At 53.2% G+C, this 18,081-nt stretch carries 15 protein-coding genes; 2 read left to right on the forward strand and 13 right to left on the reverse strand.

Features of this window, described 5'->3' with window-relative positions; all coding sequences use genetic code 11:
- Positions 1-49: 49 nt before the first annotated feature.
- From nqrM to GL2_RS19275, 9 genes are all read right to left on the reverse strand, one after another.
- The gene (gene nqrM, locus GL2_RS19235; protein ID WP_143732345.1) at positions 50-292 is read right to left on the reverse strand and encodes a (Na+)-NQR maturation NqrM; all 243 of its coding nucleotides are present in this window, start codon (positions 290-292) and stop codon (positions 50-52) included.
- Positions 292-1,350 (reverse strand): FAD:protein FMN transferase, encoded by a 1,059-nt coding sequence (locus tag GL2_RS19240; RefSeq protein WP_143732346.1) that lies wholly within the window; start codon positions 1,348-1,350, stop codon positions 292-294. The genes nqrM and GL2_RS19240 overlap by 1 nt, the downstream gene beginning before the upstream one ends.
- A gap of 14 nt (positions 1,351-1,364) precedes the next feature.
- Positions 1,365-2,591, reverse strand: coding sequence for an NADH:ubiquinone reductase (Na(+)-transporting) subunit F (nqrF, locus tag GL2_RS19245; RefSeq protein WP_143732347.1), 1,227 nt, complete (start codon positions 2,589-2,591; stop codon positions 1,365-1,367).
- Positions 2,592-2,609: 18 nt separating this feature from the next.
- On the reverse strand, positions 2,610-3,170 hold the full coding sequence (gene nqrE, locus GL2_RS19250) for an NADH:ubiquinone reductase (Na(+)-transporting) subunit E (RefSeq protein WP_370452159.1): 561 nt from the start codon (positions 3,168-3,170) through the stop codon (positions 2,610-2,612).
- Between the two features lie 51 nt (positions 3,171-3,221).
- Positions 3,222-3,878 (reverse strand): NADH:ubiquinone reductase (Na(+)-transporting) subunit D, encoded by a 657-nt coding sequence (locus GL2_RS19255; protein ID WP_143732348.1) that lies wholly within the window; start codon positions 3,876-3,878, stop codon positions 3,222-3,224.
- Between the two features lie 2 nt (positions 3,879-3,880).
- Complete coding sequence (locus tag GL2_RS19260; RefSeq protein ID WP_143732349.1) at positions 3,881-4,663, reverse strand: Na(+)-translocating NADH-quinone reductase subunit C; 783 nt, start codon at positions 4,661-4,663, stop codon at positions 3,881-3,883.
- Positions 4,656-5,867 (reverse strand): NADH:ubiquinone reductase (Na(+)-transporting) subunit B, encoded by a 1,212-nt coding sequence (locus GL2_RS19265; RefSeq protein ID WP_143732350.1) that lies wholly within the window; start codon positions 5,865-5,867, stop codon positions 4,656-4,658. The genes GL2_RS19260 and GL2_RS19265 overlap by 8 nt, the downstream gene beginning before the upstream one ends.
- Positions 5,868-5,869: 2 nt before the next feature.
- A complete protein-coding gene (locus tag GL2_RS19270) occupies positions 5,870-7,210 on the reverse strand; it encodes a Na(+)-translocating NADH-quinone reductase subunit A (protein WP_143732351.1) in 1,341 nt (446 codons plus the stop codon).
- A 394-nt stretch (positions 7,211-7,604) separates the two neighbouring features.
- Positions 7,605-9,068, reverse strand: a complete 1,464-nt coding sequence (locus tag GL2_RS19275) for a glyceraldehyde-3-phosphate dehydrogenase (RefSeq protein ID WP_143732352.1) — start codon at positions 9,066-9,068, stop codon at positions 7,605-7,607.
- Positions 9,069-9,369: 301 nt separating this feature from the next.
- On the opposite strand from GL2_RS19275, the gene mfd reads away from it, so the two are divergent.
- The gene (mfd, locus tag GL2_RS19280) at positions 9,370-12,849 is read left to right on the forward strand and encodes a transcription-repair coupling factor (RefSeq protein WP_143732353.1); all 3,480 of its coding nucleotides are present in this window, start codon (positions 9,370-9,372) and stop codon (positions 12,847-12,849) included.
- A gap of 130 nt (positions 12,850-12,979) precedes the next feature.
- Positions 12,980-13,930 (forward strand): CsiV family protein, encoded by a 951-nt coding sequence (locus GL2_RS19285; RefSeq protein ID WP_143732355.1) that lies wholly within the window; start codon positions 12,980-12,982, stop codon positions 13,928-13,930.
- Positions 13,931-14,568: 638 nt separating this feature from the next.
- On the opposite strand, the gene GL2_RS19290 is transcribed toward GL2_RS19285, so the two are convergent.
- From GL2_RS19290 to GL2_RS19305, 4 genes are all read right to left on the reverse strand, one after another.
- Positions 14,569-14,784 carry a cold-shock protein gene (locus tag GL2_RS19290; protein WP_020413094.1) on the reverse strand — a complete coding sequence of 72 codons (216 nt, stop codon included), beginning with the start codon at positions 14,782-14,784 and terminating at the stop codon, positions 14,569-14,571.
- Between the two features lie 299 nt (positions 14,785-15,083).
- Positions 15,084-16,190 (reverse strand): mechanosensitive ion channel family protein, encoded by a 1,107-nt coding sequence (locus GL2_RS19295; protein WP_172621207.1) that lies wholly within the window; start codon positions 16,188-16,190, stop codon positions 15,084-15,086.
- 95 nt (positions 16,191-16,285) lie between these two features.
- Positions 16,286-17,302, reverse strand: coding sequence for a beta-N-acetylhexosaminidase (gene nagZ / locus GL2_RS19300; RefSeq protein ID WP_143732356.1), 1,017 nt, complete (start codon positions 17,300-17,302; stop codon positions 16,286-16,288).
- Positions 17,303-17,341: 39 nt separating this feature from the next.
- Positions 17,342-17,974, reverse strand: coding sequence for a TetR/AcrR family transcriptional regulator (locus GL2_RS19305; protein WP_143732357.1), 633 nt, complete (start codon positions 17,972-17,974; stop codon positions 17,342-17,344).
- Positions 17,975-18,081: the final 107 nt, after the last annotated feature.

Genomic DNA, 18,081 nt, shown 5'->3' on the forward strand with positions numbered 1-18,081 from the left:
TGACATAAAACAACAAGCCCGTTGGCCACGGGCTTGGAAAAGGTCTTACTTACTTGCGCTTAGTCGCATCGTAAGCAAGGTCATCAGTGGTCATCTCTTTCTGGCGCTGGCGCTCTTGTTCTTTTTCGCACTCGTCATCATTGCCACCACAGATGGTACAGTCCTGCTTCATGCCGATATTATTCAGGCCACCGCAAGAACCTTTTAATGGTTTGTTTTGAACCATGGCTCCGAGTGCCATCCCTGCTACGACCAGTAGCATGGCAACAAATGCAAATATAAAAATTGTCACTACTCAGACCTCTCTAGGTAAGGGGCAAAAGCGGCGCTATACCGCTCCTCAAATCCCTTGTCAGTTTTCACCAGCATGAACACAGCCAGTTTTTCACGCTCTGCCAAAGCCATCCCCGCTTCAGCCCCAAGCACATTCAGTGCAGTAGCCAGGCCATCTGCCTCGGCACAAGTATTCGCAATGACAGTCACCGACGCCAATCGGTGCTTTAGCGGACGCCCGGTACGCGGGTCTATGCTATGCGCATAGCGTACACCATCACGTTCATAGTAATTGCGGTAGTCGCCGCTGGTTGCAACCGATTTACCGCTGACATCAATGGGTTGCTGAACCATTTGCCCCATTGAGTCAGGAGCCTCGATACCGATTCGCCATGCCTTACTCTTTGGATTCACACCGAGGGTGCGCAGTTCACCACCGATCTCGACCAGGTAGTTACGGATTCCCTGCTGCTCTAGCAACACCGCAACCCGGTCGACACCGTGCCCCTTGGCGATGGCCGATAGGTCAATCTCCACCGGGCGCTGGCGGGTTATAGTATCCGGTTGCCGGGTCACCTTAAGTGCATCGGAACCTACCACCTTCTGCAATAAGGTAATGTCAGTATCCGAGGGAATACGTTCTGGCTCAGGCTGTGGACCAAATCCCCATAGGTTAACCAGGGGTCCAACGGTCACCTCAAAGGCACCTTCACTGCGGCGATAGATATCCAGGGACATCTCCACAATATCAGCAAGCGGCTGGCTAACATGAACCGCCTCACCAACAGGACTGCGATTAAAGCGCATCAACTCGGAGTCATCGATATAGGTAGACATCTCCTGGTTGACTTGTTGCAGCTCGCTATCAATCAGTGTTTGCAACTTGCTGCGCTCAACACCCTGGGGAACATCGACAACCGTGATGTGATAACTGGTCCCCATGGTGCGGCCACTAAGCTGCCAATTCTCCGGCGCTTGAGAACAGGCAGAAAAAAATACAGCCACACAAAGCAAAAACAGGGCCGGAAGAACGGGCCCTGTTTTTGCTTTTTTTGGGGCTTTGATTGCGTTTAGCAAACTAAGCTCTCCGCTTAACCACCGAAGTCATCGAGGAGAATATTTTCATCCTCTACACCCAAGTCTTTGAGCATATTGATTACTGCGGCGTTCATCATGGGCGGTCCACACATGTAGTACTCACAGTCTTCCGGAGCCGGGTGGTCCTTCAGGTAGTTTTCGTACACAACGTTGTGAATGAACCCCGTATAACCAGTCCAGTTGTCTTCCGGTTGCGGGTCAGACAGGGCTATATGCCATTGGAAATTGTCGAACTCGGAAGCCAAACCATTGTAGTCATCTTCGTAGAACATCTCGCGCAGGGAACGAGCACCGTACCAGAAGCTGATCTTGCGCTTGGAATTCAGGCGCTTGAGCTGGTCAAAAATGTGTGAGCGCATCGGTGCCATACCGGCACCACCACCGATGAAGATCATTTCATTATCGGTTTCCTTGGCGAAGAACTCACCGAAGGGTCCGTATACCTTGATCTTGTCACCAGGCTTCAGGCTGAACACGTAGGAAGACATCTGACCCGGCGGCACACCTTCAGTGCGCGGCGGCGGAGTCGCGATACGAATGTTGAACTTAACAACACCTTTCTCTTCCGGGTAGTTGGCCATGGAATAGGCACGTACCACAGGCTCAGTAACCTTGGATTCCAGCTTGAAGAAGCCAAAGTGCTCCCAGTCTCCGCGGTATTGCTCTTCCACATCGAAATCAGCAAATTTTACATGGTGAGCCGGGGCTTCCAGCTGCACGTAACCGCCCGCACGGAAGTCGACGTTTTCACCTTCTGGCAGACGCAGGGTCAGCTCTTTGATGAAGGTGGCTACGTTGGGGTTGGATTCCACAGTGCACTCCCACTGTTTCACACCAAATACTTCTTCCGGTACTTCGATTTCCATGTCTTGCTTAACAGCAACCTGACAGGAAAGGCGCTTACCTTCCTTCGCATCGCGCGGAGTAAAGTGAGCCGCTTCGGTGGGAAGCATATCACCGCCACCGGAGTTAACCTTACACACACACTGCGCACAACTGCCACCACCACCACAGGCAGAGGCCAGGAAAAGGTTGTTGGCAGCCAGGGTTTGCAGCAGTTTGCCGCCGGCCGGTACGGTGAGAGTCTTCTCACCGTTTACCAGGATGTTGACGTTGCCGGTGTTTACCAGGCGCGAGCGGGCCACAAGGATCACCGCCACCAGCGCCAGTACGATGACGGTAAACATCGCTACGCCGAGGATAATTTCAATATTATTCATAGGATTGCCTTCCCCCGCTTAGATGTCGATGCCGCCGAAGGACATGAAACCCAGGGACATCAGACCAACAGTTACGAAGGTAATGCCCAGGCCTTTCAAGCCATCCGGTACATCGCTGTACTTCAGCTTTTCGCGAATACCGGCCAGCGCGGTAATCGCCAGGGCCCAACCGAGGCCAGCGCCAAAGCCGTAGGCAACACTCTCACCGAATGCGTACTCGCGCTCCACCATGAACAGGGAGGCACCCATAATGGCGCAGTTCACAGTAATCAGCGGCAGGAATACACCCAGTGCGTTGTAAAGAGCCGGCACATATTTATCCAGAAACATCTCCAGGATCTGTACCAGCGCTGCGATAACGCCGATGTAAGACAGCAGGCCGAGGAAACTCAGGTCCACGTCGGGATAACCGGCCCAGGCCAGTGCGCCGTCTTTCAGCAGGTAGGTGTAGATCAGGTTGTTCACAGGTACTGTCAGCGTCAGTACCACGATAACCGCTACACCCAGGCCGATCGCAGCTTCGATCTTCTTCGATACGGCAAGGAAGGTACACATGCCGAGGAAGAAGGCCAGCGCCATGTTTTCAACGAAAACAGCGCGGATAATCAAAGAAATATAATGTTCCACGGATCAGGCCTCCTGCGCTTGGGTGTTAGGCGCAATCTTGAACTCATCTTGCTCCACCTGAGCTGGCTTCCAGGCGCGGATTGCCCAAATGAACAGACCGATCAGGAAGAATGCACTGGGCGGCAACAGCAACAGGCCGTTGGGGATATACCAGCCACCGTTACTCACGGTAGTCAGGATATCTACACCGAACAGCTTGCCCGCTCCAAAGAGTTCGCGGATAAAGGCCAGGCCAATCAGGATTACGCTGTAACCCAGGCCATTGCCGAGACCATCGAAGAAGCTGGGCAGCGGCGGGTTCTTCATAGCGAAGGCTTCTGCGCGGCCCATTACGATACAGTTGGTAATGATCAAACCAACGAATACCGACAGCTGTTTGGAGATATCGTAAGCCAGAGCCTTAATCAGCTGGTCCACCAGAATTACCAGAGAGGCAATCACGGTCATCTGTACGATGATACGGATACTGTTCGGGATCTGTTTGCGGATCAGAGATACCGCAACATTGGAACAGGCCACAACCGAAGTCAGGGCGATACACATTACCAGGGTAACCTGCATTGAGCTGGTAACAGCCAGTGCAGAACAGATACCCAGGATCTGCAGCGCGATCGGGTTATTGTTAAAAATTGGGTCTAGCAGAGTTTCTTTGATTTTCATGCTTATGCCTCCCCTGCTTTCAGGTTTTTCAGGAAGGGACCGTAGCCTTGGTTACCCAGCCAGAAGTTCACCAGGTTATCCACGCCCTTGCTGGTCAGAGTCGCACCAGACAAGCCATCCACTTCGTGAATCGCATCGGGGCTGTTGGGGTTAACCTGCCCTTTGATCACGTTGATGTCGACATTGCCATCGGTATCGAAGACTTTCTTGCCAATCCACTGGGCTTTCCAATTGGGATTGTCTACTTCGCCACCGAGTCCTGGAGTTTCCTTGTGCTCGTAGAAGCCGAGGCCTGCTACGGTGTCGAGGTTGTTCTCCAGGGCGATGAAGCCGTACAAGGTGCCCCAGAGGCCGTAGCCACGGATAGGCAGGATTATCTTGTCCAGCTTGCCATCTTTCTCTACCAGGTAAACTTCTTTGGTGTTTTCCCGGCGGATAATTTTGGCTGTGTCCTCATCAGTGGGCAGCTTTTCGCTGGCAGAGGCGATTTTGGAAGCAGCGCGACCGCTACCGCCAGCCGGAGCCTGGTCGGTGAACTTGCCAGTATTCAGGTCGACGTATTTGATCTGAATATCAGCGAAGGCTTTCTCAACTTCGGCTTTACTAGCGTGGGAGTCTTTAAGCAGGCCCCCTGCCATCAGTACATTGCGCTTCATGTCCAGCTCGGCATTAGCCTGCTGGGCAGGCTTCAACATTACCGCCGCAGTGGAAACCACTACGGAGCACACCAGGCACATTACCAGCGCGACAATCAGAGTACCGGTTACGGAATCTTTATTAGCCACGTGCCAACCTCCGTTTGATATTGGACTGCACCACAAAGTGGTCAAACAGCGGAGCGAACAGGTTGGCGAACAGGATCGCCAGCATCATGCCTTCCGGGAAGGCCGGGTTCACTACACGAATCAGGACAACCATCACCCCGATCAGAATGCCGTACCACCAGCGGCCAATATTGGTCATCGCAGCGGATACAGGGTCGGTGGTCATAAAGATCAGACCGAAAGCAAACCCACCAACTACCAGGTGCCAGTACCAGGGTACCTGGAACATCGGGTTGGATTCGGAACCGATCAGGTTGAACATAAAGGCAGTGGCCATCATGCCCAGCAAGGTGCCAGCAACGATACGCCAGCTGGCGATCTTCATGCCCATCAGGATGACACCGGCAATTAAAATAGCCAGGGTAGAGGTTTCACCAATGGAACCATGTATCTTGCCAAAGAAAGCGTCGAACCAGGTCACCTGGCCAACAGCAGCGTTCACGATACCGTTCTGGATACCTTCGCTGGCCATTACAGACAGCGCAGTTGCACCGGTGTAACCATCGACCGCAGTCCATACAGCATCGCCGGACATAGCCGCCGGGTAGGCAAAGAATACAAATGCACGACCGGTGAGTGCCGGGTTGAGGAAGTTTTTACCGGTACCACCGAAGACTTCCTTACCGATTACCACACCAAAGCTGATGCCCATAGCCACCATCCACAGCGGCAAATCCGGTGGACAGGTCAAGGCAAACAGGATGGAGGTTACGAAGAAACCTTCGTTTACTTCGTGACCGCGAACAGCGGCAAACAAGACTTCCCAGATACCGCCAACAATAAAGGTGACCAGGTAAATTGGCAGGAAGTACATAGCCCCATAGACAAAGTTGTCCCACAGGCTTGCCGGGTTATAGGCGGAAACCGCACCAATGATCGCGTGACGCCAGCCAGACAATTCCGGGTTGGCCATTCCTTCAAGAATGGTGTTGGACTGGAAGCCAATATTCCACATGCCGTAGAAGGCGGGGATCATGGCACATGCCCAAACGGTGATCATGATACGTTTCAGGTCGATGCCATCGCGTACATGGGAAGTGGTTCTGGTTTTATCAGCCGGCTGGAACAGGCCGGTATCAATTGCCTCAAAGAGGGCATAGAACTTTTCGAACTTGCCGCCCTTGTGGAATTTCGGTTCGATTGAATCGAGGAATTTACGCAACATACTTACCCCTCCTTCTCAATACGGGTCAGGTTGTCCCGCAAAATGGGGCCGTACTCATACTTGCCCGGACACACAAAAGTGCACAGTGCCAGATCTTCCTCATCCAGCTCCAAAGCACCCAGTTTCTGGGCCATCTCAGTATCACCAACGATCAGCGAACGCAGCAGCTGTGTAGGCAGTACATCCAGAGGCATTACCTTTTCGTAAGTACCAATCGGCACCATGGCACGCTCGGAACCGTTTGTACTGGTAGTGAAATCAAACAGCTTGTTCTTGAACAGGCGCGACAGGTAAACAGGGAATACCGAAAAACGCTTATTGCCGGCACGCAGGTAGTGCAGGAATGGACGCTCACCACCCTCTTCCAAGACGGTTACCTGGTTATGGTAACGTCCCAGATACGCCAAAGAGCCTTCAGCGGTGCGGCCACCAAATACAGAGCCGGAGATAATGCGGTCATCATCACCTTTCAGCTCATCTGCGGTCAAAGCTTCAAGGTTGGCACCGAGCCGGGTGCGCAACAGGCGCGGTTGCTTAGCCTGGGGACCCGCAAGGGAGACTACGCGATCGGTGAACAGCTTACCGGTGCTAAACAGCTTACCGACAGCGATCACATCCTGGTAATTGATAGTGAAGACACTACGGGAGCCGGACACAGGGCGCAAATAATGGATATGAGTACCAGACAGACCTGCCGGGTGGGGGCCTGCAAAGGCTTCGCGGCGGATATTATCGGCACTCGGCACAGGGATATCTGCATCGGGGGCGGTGCAGACGTAAGTGGTTTCCGCCAGTTTGGAAAGAATCTCAACGCCCTGAGAGAAGGCCTTTGGATTCTCGGCGATCACTACTTCCGGGTTAGCAGCCAGCGGGTTGGTGTCCATCGCATTGATAAACACCGCTACCGGTTTCGCATCCACCGCGGGAACACGGCTGAACGGGCGGGTGCGCAGTGCAGTCCACATACCGGACTCAACCAGGTTCTCAACGACCTGCTCACGAGTCAGACTAGACAATTTGTCTACGCTGTAGCTTTGGAACTGTTCAGCTGCATCGCCGTCTATTCCAATCACGACAGATTCAAGTACACGGCGGGCCCCGCGATTAATAGCCACAACACGACCGGCAGCCGGCGAGGTGTAGCGCACCCCTTCGGTTTTCTTATCGCTGAAAAGTAGCTGACCAAGATTGACGCGATCCCCTACAGCCACTGCCATTGTCGGTTTCATCCCGTGGTAATCGGGGCCGAGAACAGCAACGGTCTTGAGCGCAGGTCCTTTGTGGATGACCTGCTCGGGCGCGCCGGATATGGGTAAGTCCAATCCCCGACGGATCTTTCTCATACGCCTATGCCTAAGTTTCTAGTTTAAAAAAATTGCAATATGGCCCGCGAGTCCGGGGTCAGACTGTCAAGCAGTCGACCTCGGACTCGCGGGCCATATTGTGGAATTCCGTGCTGCAGGGGCTTACACCGTATCACCCGTAGGCCGGGCGGAAGGAAGCTAACTATGGTTTGCGCGCGCTAACTTCTCGGCGCACGGTCGCCCCGCAAAATCGCGCGCATTATAAAGACGGGACAGAATCTTTACCAGTCTGGAAGACCCCAAAGTGGCATCAAGATGGGAAATTTTTACTGAAAAAACAGGGATTTGGATTGTTATAGGCGGGCGGCCGCAAGAGCCGCTCCGGCCTTGCAGTCAGCCCCAAGAACCGACTGCAAGATTGGCGACTGACGCCTTAGTCTTTTTTAGGGAACCGCTCGTAACGAACGCCAGCCATATCTTCCAAACAGCGAACTACCTGGCAGCTATAGCCGAACTCGTTGTCGTACCAGCAGTAAAGCACTGCATTCTTACCATCCACGATAGTCGCAGTGGAATCGAATACGCAGGCAACGCGAGAACCAACAAAATCGCTGGACACCACTTCCGGAGAATTGGTGTAGTCGATCTGCTGGCGCAACGGAGAGTGCAGCGCCACTTCGCGCATATACTCGTTCAGCTCTTCCTTGGTGGTCTCTTTACCCAGATTCAGATTAAGAATTGCCATGGAAACATTCGGGGTCGGCACACGAATCGCGTTACCCGTCAGCTTGCCTTTCAGTTCTGGCAGCGCCTTAGCAACGGCCTTGGCCGCACCGGTTTCGGTCAGAACCATATTCAGTGCTGCAGCGCGACCGCGACGTTCACCTTTGTGGTAGTTGTCGATCAGGTTTTGATCGTTGGTGTATGCGTGTACAGTTTCCACGTGGCCGTGCTCAACACCGTAGCCGTCCATCATCGCCTTCAGGACCGGTACGATGGCGTTAGTAGTACAGGAAGCGGCTGACAGCACCTTGTCTTCCGGCTTGATATCGCTGCTATTGATACCGTAAACGATATTCTTAATGTCGCCCTTGCCCGGTGCAGTCAGAAGCACTTTGGAGGCGCCAGGGCTCTGCAGGTGCTGGCTTAGGCCTTCTTCATCGCGCCATACACCGGTGCTGTCAACGATAATCGCATCGTTAATACCGTGCTGGGTGTAATCTACTTCCTGAGGGGAGTTGGCGTAGATGATCTTGATTTCATTGCCATTGCAGATCAGGGAGCCGGTCTCCTCATCTACACGGATAGTACCTTGGAAGGCGCCATGCACGGAGTCACGACGCAGCAGGGAAGCGCGCTTCACCAGATCGTTCGGGGCCTTGCCCTTACGCAGAACAATAGCGCGCAAACGCAGTACATCACCGCTGCCAGCTTTGTCGATCAACAGGCGCGCAACCAGGCGACCAATACGGCCAAAACCGTAGATCACAACATCTTTGGGCTCCGGTAGAGGCGTACCTGCACCCTCGGCATCCGCCAGCTCTTCGCGCACAAAATCGTCAACAGATAGATCGCGTTCATCGCGCATAAACTTGTTGGTCAGGGTTCCCAGGTCAATATGTACAGGACCCAGGTCCAACTTACAGATGGCTTCGAGCACGGGGAAGGTTTCAAACTCAGAGAGTTCGTTTTCCTCAACCTGACGCACAAAGCGATGTGCCTTCATAATGCTCAAAACTGAGCGATTAACCAGGTTGCGGCCGTACATATAAATACCGACGTTTTGCTCGCGGTTGAGCTTTCCTATCATCGGGATCATGGATTCGGCCAGCGCTTCACGCTGTTTCCAGTCCTTGAAAAAGTCCGCGGGCTTCGGTCGCTTCTGAGTCACTGTCAACACCTCTGCAATGTGTTAGATAGGCGGGGAATCACGGCCCGGAAACACTCGGGGCCGTGTGGCTGCGCATTATCAGTATTCAACTATTGCTACGCAACTGGACAAAAAAAAACCTAAAAAATGTAGTAAAACTACCTTTTTATCATTTACCCGGACAATGCCGCACAATCTCCCAAAAAGCGTAGCCGTTCGCGACCAGAACTACTGGCGCGGTTAACATAGACTGCAGTTCACCCCTTTCGCGGCTACAATAGCCGCCCCTGGCACCACAGCAAACGAAAGCGCGGATATATAAGGAAAGATGACCGATATACAGCCCCTGACTCCCCCAAAGTTTCGCAGCAGCAATGACCGGCAATTCTGGGGACAACTGCATGGCGCAGCGGCCGCGCTCGCCCTTTTAAACGCCGCACGCAACAGCACATCCCCAACGCTGTTGATTACACGCGACAGCCTCGAGGCGCACCGTTTAGAGGTACAACTGAAATTTTTTAACAAGGCTCGGGGAGATAGCGCCACGGAAGACGCCTTTGAGATCTTCCATTTTCCCGACTGGGAAATCCTGCCCTACGATACCTTTTCACCCCACCAGGACATTATCTCGGACCGCCTGGCAACTCTATACCGGATGCCGAAGATGGGTAGCGGCATTGTTATAGTGCCCGTAAGCACCCTGATGCACCGCTTGCCCCCCTGTGATTATGTAGCTGGCAATGCCCTGATTCTGAATGAGGGGCAGCAATATGATATCGACACCCAGCGGCGCCTGCTGGAGCAGGTGGGCTACCACTGCGTAGACACCGTCTACGAACATGGCGAATTTGCCGTGCGCGGCTCGCTGATGGATATATTCCCAATGGGCAGCCCCCTGCCATATCGTATTGATCTGTTTGATGATGAGATCGAATCCCTACGCACTTTCGACCCGGAAACCCAGCGCACCGTAGATAAAGTGGAAACCATTCACTTACTACCCGCACGGGAATTTCCACTGCATAAAGCCGGCCTCTCCGGCTTCCTGCAGAACTGGCACGAACAATTTGAGGCGGACCCGAGCCTGGTGCCCATCTACCAGGACATCAGTGCAGGCATTGCTCCTGCAGGTATCGAGTATTACCTGCCCCTATTTTTCGATAATCAATGTGCGAGCCTGTTCGACTATCTCCCTGAGAGCAGCCAGGCTTTTGTGCAGGGAGACGTACAGGCTCCTATTGAAAGTTTCTGGCGCGAAGTCAGCAATCGTTATGAAAGCCGCCGCGGCGACCTTACCCGCCCGATATTGCAGCCTCGCCAAATCCTGCTCGATATCGACGAATTCAACAGCGCCCTCAAATCGATGCCCAGAGTTATCTTCTCTGCCGAGACGCTGCCGGAGAACCAGGGTAACTACAACTTTGCCACCAAGGTGCCGCCGAGCCTGCCTGTAGACGGTAAAGCTGAACAACCAATGGCTGCCCTGGATAGCTACCTGCTCGATTATTCCGGGCGGATACTCTTCTGTGCCGAAAGTGGCGGGCGCCGCGAAGCCTTACTGGAACTGTTAAAGGGTATACATCTGAGTCCGCCCACGTTCACCAGTTGGGAGGATTTCCTGCACAGTGAGGAACCTGCAGGCATCACGGTAGCCCCTCTGGATCAGGGCTTGCTACTTACAGACCCCGCTATCAACTTAATCGCTGAACCGCAGCTGTTTGGTGAGCGAGTACTACAGCAGCGGCGCCGCAAAAAAGCTAAAGACGATGCCGATAATGCAGTTAAAAACCTGGCGGAACTGCGCATTGGGGCTCCGGTAGTACATATTGATCACGGCGTTGGGCGCTATCGCGGTCTGCAGCACTTGGAGATCGACGGGCAGCCTGCAGAATTCCTGACTCTGGAATATGCCAACGAGGCCAAGCTCTATGTACCTGTGGCCAGTCTGCACTTGATCAGCCGCTATTCAGGAGCTGATGAAGCCCTGGCCCCCTTGCACAAAATGGGCAGCGAGCAGTGGCAGAAAGCCAAGCGCAAGGCCGCCGAAAAAGTGCGCGATGCCGCCGCCGAACTCCTGGATATTTATGCGCGTCGGGAAGCCCGTGTCGGCCATGCCTTTGCCGACCCCAAACTTGCCTATCGCGAATTCTCTGCGGGCTTCCCTTTTGAGGAAACACCAGACCAGCAACAGGCTATCGAATCCGTGGTCGGCGATATGTTGTCGAAAAAACCCATGGATCGCCTGGTCTGCGGCGATGTGGGCTTTGGCAAGACTGAAGTTGCCATGCGCGCAGCTTTCGTCGCCGCCCATGCCGGTAAACAAGTGGCTATGCTGGTACCCACCACCCTACTTGCGCAACAGCATTTTCAGTCTCTCCAAGACCGCTTTGCCGACTGGCCTATTAATATTGAAGTGATCTCACGTTTCCGCTCAGGCAAGGAAGTGGACAGCGTGAAAGAAAAAGTGGCAAGCGGCAAAGTGGATATCCTGGTTGGCACCCATAAACTACTGCAGAGTGACCTGGACTTTAAAAATCTGGGATTACTGATCATCGACGAGGAGCACCGCTTCGGCGTACGCCAGAAAGAGCGGCTCAAGAGCCTGCGTGCCGAGGTGGACATTCTCAACCTGACCGCCACCCCGATCCCACGTACTTTAAATATGGCTATGGCCGGCATTCGCGACCTCTCCATAATCGCCACCCCGCCAGCGCGACGCCTATCGGTGAAAACCTTCGTGCGCGAGCGCGACGAAGCCCTGGTAAAGGAGGCAATTCTCCGCGAGATATTGCGTGGCGGCCAGGTGTACTTCCTTCACAATGAGGTCAAAAGTATTGAGCGCACCGCCCGCGAACTTCAGGAGCTGATACCCGAGGCCCGTATTGGGATCGGTCACGGGCAAATGCGCGAACGCGAGCTGGAGCAGGTCATGAGTGACTTCTACCACAAGCGTTTCAATGTACTGGTATGCACTACTATTATCGAGACCGGTATCGACATCCCCACCGCCAATACCATTCTGATTGAGCGCGCGGACAAATTTGGCCTGGCCCAGTTGCACCAGTTGCGCGGACGTGTGGGACGCTCTCACCACCAAGCCTATGCTTACCTGATGACCCCCAATAAGCGCTCAATGACTAACGACGCCATCAAACGCCTGGAGGCCATCAGCGAGGCCCAGGACCTTGGTGCAGGCTTTACCCTGGCTACCCACGATCTCGAAATCCGCGGAGCTGGCGAACTTCTTGGCGAAGAGCAGAGCGGACAGATTCAGAGTGTCGGATTCAACCTTTATATGGAAATGCTGGACCAGGCGGTGAAGGCTATTCGCGAAGGACGCACACCAAATATCGATGAACCGCTAGAATCACCCGCAGTGGATGTGAACCTGCGGGTACCAGCACTGATTCCCGAAGACTACCTGCCTGACGTGCATGGCCGTCTGATGATGTACAAACGCATCGCCAATGCCGCCGATCGCCAGCAGCTCAAAGAGTTGCAGGTGGAGATGATCGATCGCTTTGGCCTGCTGCCCGAACCTGTGAAACACCTGTTCCGCACCACGGAAATCAAGCTGAAGGCAGATAAGATGGGCATTCGCAAGCTAGAAGCCTCTACAGTACGCGGCCGCATTGAGTTCGCCGAGAATACCCAGGTGGACCCTCTGACGCTGGTGAAGTTGGTGCAGACCCAGCCGGGACGCTATCAACTCGCAGGAGCCAACCAGCTGAACTTCAGCCTCGACGAGCAGGGTCCCGACCGGAAGCTGCAGGAAATTAACGAAGTACTGGAGCGGCTGGCACAGTGATATTATCCGGCAGTCAGTGAGGTGGTCGATCGACAGGGGCTAAGCCCCCTGCCAAAATCACCAACACCGATAACTGGCTGCCGGCCGCTATTCCAGGTACCCACAATAGAATGATGACAAGTGGTAACTCATGACCATGACCATGACCATGACAAGGATAACCCGCCTCTGCTCCGCCCTGGCACTGTCCCTCGCTGCTGCGGGCTCCCAGGCTGCCAACTATGCCGGAAGCACTTTCGAAATCGAGATGATTATCTTCGAGCGCCCCCAGGGCATGGCGCACACGAGCGAAAACTGGCCGGCAAGTCCGCGCCTTGAATACCCTTCCCGCTGGGTCGACTTCGACACCCGCAAGGAAAGCTCAAAACCTGTTGCCAGCCGCGAAGCCCTTTCGCCGGCAGGAGCCAATGGTGAACCCATGGGTGAGGCAGCAGCAAAAGTCGGCTCAGCGCTGCTCCTGTCACCAACAGCAACCATGCTAAACAATAAGGCGGCCGCTCTTGTCAGAGGCGGAGACCGGGTACTGTTTCACAAGGCATGGCGCCAAGTATTGAAACAAAAACGCAGCTCTCCTGCAGTCCTGATCGACGGTGGAAATAGCTTCCAGGGTTACAGCCAGCTGGGAGGCTCAGTAACCTTGAGCGTTTCCCGCTATCTTCACCTCAGCACCAATCTCTGGCTCAGTGATTTTTCCTCGCCAGCTTCTGATGAGGGCATATTACTCCCCAAACGCCCCAGGGCTACTGTAGAAACTCCAGTGAAGATATTGAGTGCAACTCAATCAGAAAATAAAAACCCCTCCTATAGCAGCTTGGCACTACAGGATGACCCGGGTTCTCTTGGAGACTATGAGCCCATCACTCTTGGGGAACCCCAGCTAGAGGCAGAGCAAACGGTTTACGTCGCCCATGCTGCCCACCTGCAGCACGAACGCCGTTTACGTAGTGGTCAATTACATTATATCGACCACCCGGCTTTCGGTATCCTTATCGAAATTCGCACTGTGGCCAAGCCCCAAGAGGAAGATATTGAAATAAGCTCCTCTCCCATTGAGGGCAGCACCACTAATATTGAAAACTAATAAAATACTAAACCTTTTAACATATCCCCCGTCCAGGCGGGGGATTATAAACGCTATAACCCCACTCAACCCACAACTCCGCCCAAAGCCTTCTTTTTACCACACACAGTTGAACAGTTAGCAGGTTTATATTGTTTGGTTTTAATAGTGATCTCGAACCGATGGCAGCGGTATCGAAAAACACAAGACAACTGAACGCAAAAACAATCCCATTCAACCAACAAACCATCCCTTTCAACGGACAGTTCGATTATCGATTTTATTTCTTCAGCTTTTGAATATAAGGGGAATAAAATTTCACTAACGCGAACAATATTTAAGCTCAACCAATACTCGACCGATATCATCAAATAGATTTCAAATTTATTAAAATTATAATTTTGAAATAGGTCAGCTCAGCTAATCTGCATAAGAAAAATGAAAAACGGAAAATTATAAGCAAGGGAATTGGAGTGAAACTAAAAGTTAGCCACAGGAGTAGCTGACCACTCATCCGACAAGGCAAGAGAAGCCCATTAAAAAGGGAAATAGAAAAGCGAGCTCTTCAGCCCGCTTTCCCAGAGGCGCTGGCAGAGCCGGCAGCAGGTTACCGCACAAACTCTACACGACAACAGTTCTTTCAACGAGCGATCCGCAAATCACTCACAGGGAACAACATCTTCCGCCAGCAGTCCTTTGTCACCTTGTTGCATTTCGAACTCTACCGCCTGCCCTTCATTGAGAGTCTTATAACCCTCGCCGCGGATACTGCGGTAATGAACAAAAATGTCTTCAGTTCCTTCTCCACAGGTGATGAAGCCATAACCCCGTGCGTTATTAAACCACTTCACAGTACCTGTAACGCGATCACTCATTGAGAAAACCTCATTATTGTTATTGCGCCTACCTCAATTACCTCATTACTACATTCGGCAAGAGGGGCAAACGCCACCCCATTGTTAACAAACTGCTCCATGCAGAATGCTATCTTGCTTAATCCTTTTGGTAGATACCCAAAGGACGTACCTTGATTCTTAGATAAAACAGCGCCAGTGTCTAGGTTTCTATGTGAAATAAATACTACGTTTTTACCAGTATGCGTAATTAACCGTCAAAATCTCACTTGAAACACATATATAAACTAATCATTTGTACCTTATTGCACTCCCTATACTCAACTGTCTAACGCGGCCTCGCGTTCTAATGAAGGAATATCGGCAATATGCACTGTTGAAGTTGGGAATGCGCAAGAAGCACCGTGTTTTTCAACAATATTCAGGATTGTTAACAGAACATCCTGTTTGATTTCGTGATATCGGACCCAATCCGTCGTTCGGGTAAATGTATATACGAAGAAATCCAGGGATGACGCTGCAAAACTATTGAAATTGACGATAAGGGTTCGATTGGAATCGATTTCAGGATGCTGCTGTAACATATCCTTAACATCGGCCACTATCGTTGCCATCAGGTGGGCATCCTCGTAGCGAATACCAATGGTTTCGAAGATTCTGCGATTCAGCATGCGCGAGGGGTTCTCGACAGAAATCTGAGTGAAGATACTGTTGGGCACATACACCGGTCGCATGTCAAAAGTACGGATGCGGGTCAATCGCCAGCCGATATCCTCGACCGTACCCTCAATCTCTTTGTCCGGGGAGCGTATCCAGTCACCCACTGCGAATGGACGATCTAGGTAGATCATCAAACCGCCGAAGAAGTTGGCCAAGAGATCTTTGGCTGCAAAACCCACCGCCAGGCCACCGATGCCACCAAAAGCCAACACACCACTGACGCTGTACCCCAGGAACTGCATAATAACTATGCCGGCAGTGATAGCGATCGACGCCCGCACCAGCTTTCCGATTGCCCGCACCGTAGTCGCGTCCATCGGCTTGCCGATATAACGGGGATTACACAGGTTGCGCTCTGCGCTATGAGAGAAGCGCCAGGCAAACCAGGAGAGCACAAAGATGAGTCCTATTTCCCGCGCCGGCACAGCCAGGGAAAAGATCTCAGCTCCAGTGGCCTGCCCGGCGCGCTGTGCAGCAACCGTCAGCCCCAGAAGCCATACAAGTACTGGGCCAGGCGGGGACATGGCTCCAACCAAGGCATCATCCCAGGGGTTGACCGTCTTCTCAGCCCTTACCCCCAAGCGTTGCACAAAGCGCCCAAAGATCCAGGCTCCCAGTGCCGAAGCCAGCACTATAAGGAAAACCCATACTATCCAGACCCGGTTCTCACCCAGCCACGCCAAAAGAATGCTCTCTACGGATTCCACGAATACCCCCTCCGCTCTCTTAAATCAGGCCTGGCGCTCTACTTTATGGCTCTCACGGCAGCCAGGCCAGTGCCGGTACCAAAGTCTTGCGACCTTTAATGCATTATCGACGTCAACCAGTCGCAGGTTCTGCGCCAGCGCGCACTCTTTTCCAGCTCTGCCCAGGATGTAATGGAAGGTCTACCGCGCATGGCTTTCAAACGTTCACAGGATTCCGCCTGTGGTATGTAGCCCTGCAAGGCGGCTAGTGCCTCCAGAGCGCCACTGCGATTATTGCAGACTACTCCCATGTCGCAGCCTGCCTCCAGTGCCGCACGAATCCTCTCACCATAACCACCGGCAGCACCAGCTCCCTCCATCGACAGGTCGTCGCTAAAGATAACACCGCCAAAGCCCAACCGCCCACGTAAAATATCCTGCAACCAGTAGCGGGAAAACCCGACTGGCTGGCTGTCGATATTCACAAAGCGAATATGTGCTGGCATGACCGCATCCAGCTCAGAAGCAGCAATACAATCGACAAAGGGCAAGGCATCAGACTCCATCACCTGATCCAGAGAGCGCTTATCCACCGGCAGCTCTACATGGCTGTCTTCAAGTACGTGACCATGGCCCGGGAAGTGCTTACCTGTGGTTGCCATGCCCGCTTCACGCATGCCACGCATAAAAGGGCGCACAAATACCTCCAGGCGTTTGGGGTCCGCGCAAAAGCTGCGATCGCCGATGACCCGACTTTGCCGGTCATCAGCATCCAATACCGGAGCAAAACTGAAATCCACCCCAACCGCTAACAGCTCAGCCGCCAGGAGCCAGCCAACATCCTGCAACTGTTCCTCACTCGCTACGGCAGCCAATGCCTGCATAGATGGCAGACGGGTAAACTCCTGCCGAAAACGCTGAACCCGGCCACCCTCTTGATCCACCGCCAATAATATCTCGGGCCGTACCGCCCTTATGGCAGCTACCAGGTCCTGCAACTGTCTCCGATCACGATAATTGCGGGCAAAGAAAATCAGTCCCCCGACAAGGGGGTGACGCAGCAGCTCAAAGTCCGCGTCGGTAAGCTCTAGCCCTTCGACATCAACCATGACCGGTCCCAAGGGTGCAGACATATTCTATTCCTCTATTATCCGCCAGTCAGGGCAGCTAAATTAGCCGGCCTCCACTTTCAGCATCGCAGATGCCGCAGGAACCAGCCGTTCCAGTGTCTCCGGCAGACTGCTCTGCGCGCCAAAATCCTCTCTCAGAATAGCCTCAATGGCATCGTAGCTCGACAGAGTAAAGATCGTGGCACCCAGCATAAAATAGAGTCTCCAGTAGAAAGTTACAGGGTCTACTCCCGGCAGGGCTTCAGCCAACAAACCTGCGAAGCGGCGATAGCTATCACCATATCGGGACACTATAAAGCGGCGTAAGTGCCCCTGAAATTGTGTATAGGCCAGCCCCAACAAGCGCATAAAACGTTGCGGGTCGAGCCCCTGCTGACTTAATCCGCCGAGTCCCACGCGATAGAGACTCTCTAACAAGTCCTCCACACGCAGCTTCCGACCTGTAGCGATACGCTGATCTAATTCAGCCTCGAGGGCATCGGTGAAGGGCGTCAAAAAACGCTCGAAGACCGCCTGAATAAGCTCCTTCTTGGAGCCAAAGTGATAGTTGACCGCAGCCAAGTTAACTCCCGCGGTACTCGTAATTGTGCGCAGGGATGTCTCAGTAAAACCGCGCTCGGCAAACAGAACCTCGGCAGCATCCAGAATCCGGCTAACAGTATCCGTCTGGCTCATAACTCTCAAACCATCATTTAAAACAGTTGTTTAATTCTGGCCAGAGTAGCATATTCCACTGTTCAGCCAATGGCGTGCTGTTCCTCACGTGCCCGAAAAAGGTAGCA

Origin of the sequence: Microbulbifer sp. GL-2 (assembly GCF_007183175.1) — a bacterium.
Classification (GTDB): domain Bacteria; phylum Pseudomonadota; class Gammaproteobacteria; order Pseudomonadales; family Cellvibrionaceae; genus Microbulbifer.

Coding starts and splice junctions, on each gene's coding strand:
- GL2_RS19285 (WP_143732355.1), top strand. CDS start 12,980: ATGACCATGACCATGACCATGACAAGGATAACCCGCCTCTGCTCCGCC.
- mfd (WP_143732353.1), top strand. CDS start 9,370: ATGACCGATATACAGCCCCTGACTCCCCCAAAGTTTCGCAGCAGCAAT.
- GL2_RS19270 (WP_143732351.1), bottom strand. CDS start 7,210: ATGAGAAAGATCCGTCGGGGATTGGACTTACCCATATCCGGCGCGCCC.
- GL2_RS19305 (WP_143732357.1), bottom strand. CDS start 17,974: ATGAGCCAGACGGATACTGTTAGCCGGATTCTGGATGCTGCCGAGGTT.
- nqrF (WP_143732347.1), bottom strand. CDS start 2,591: ATGAATAATATTGAAATTATCCTCGGCGTAGCGATGTTTACCGTCATC.
- GL2_RS19265 (WP_143732350.1), bottom strand. CDS start 5,867: ATGTTGCGTAAATTCCTCGATTCAATCGAACCGAAATTCCACAAGGGC.
- nagZ (WP_143732356.1), bottom strand. CDS start 17,302: ATGTCTGCACCCTTGGGACCGGTCATGGTTGATGTCGAAGGGCTAGAG.
- nqrE (WP_370452159.1), bottom strand. CDS start 3,170: ATGGCGCTGGCCTTCTTCCTCGGCATGTGTACCTTCCTTGCCGTATCG.
- GL2_RS19255 (WP_143732348.1), bottom strand. CDS start 3,878: ATGAAAATCAAAGAAACTCTGCTAGACCCAATTTTTAACAATAACCCG.
- GL2_RS19290 (WP_020413094.1), bottom strand. CDS start 14,784: ATGAGTGATCGCGTTACAGGTACTGTGAAGTGGTTTAATAACGCACGG.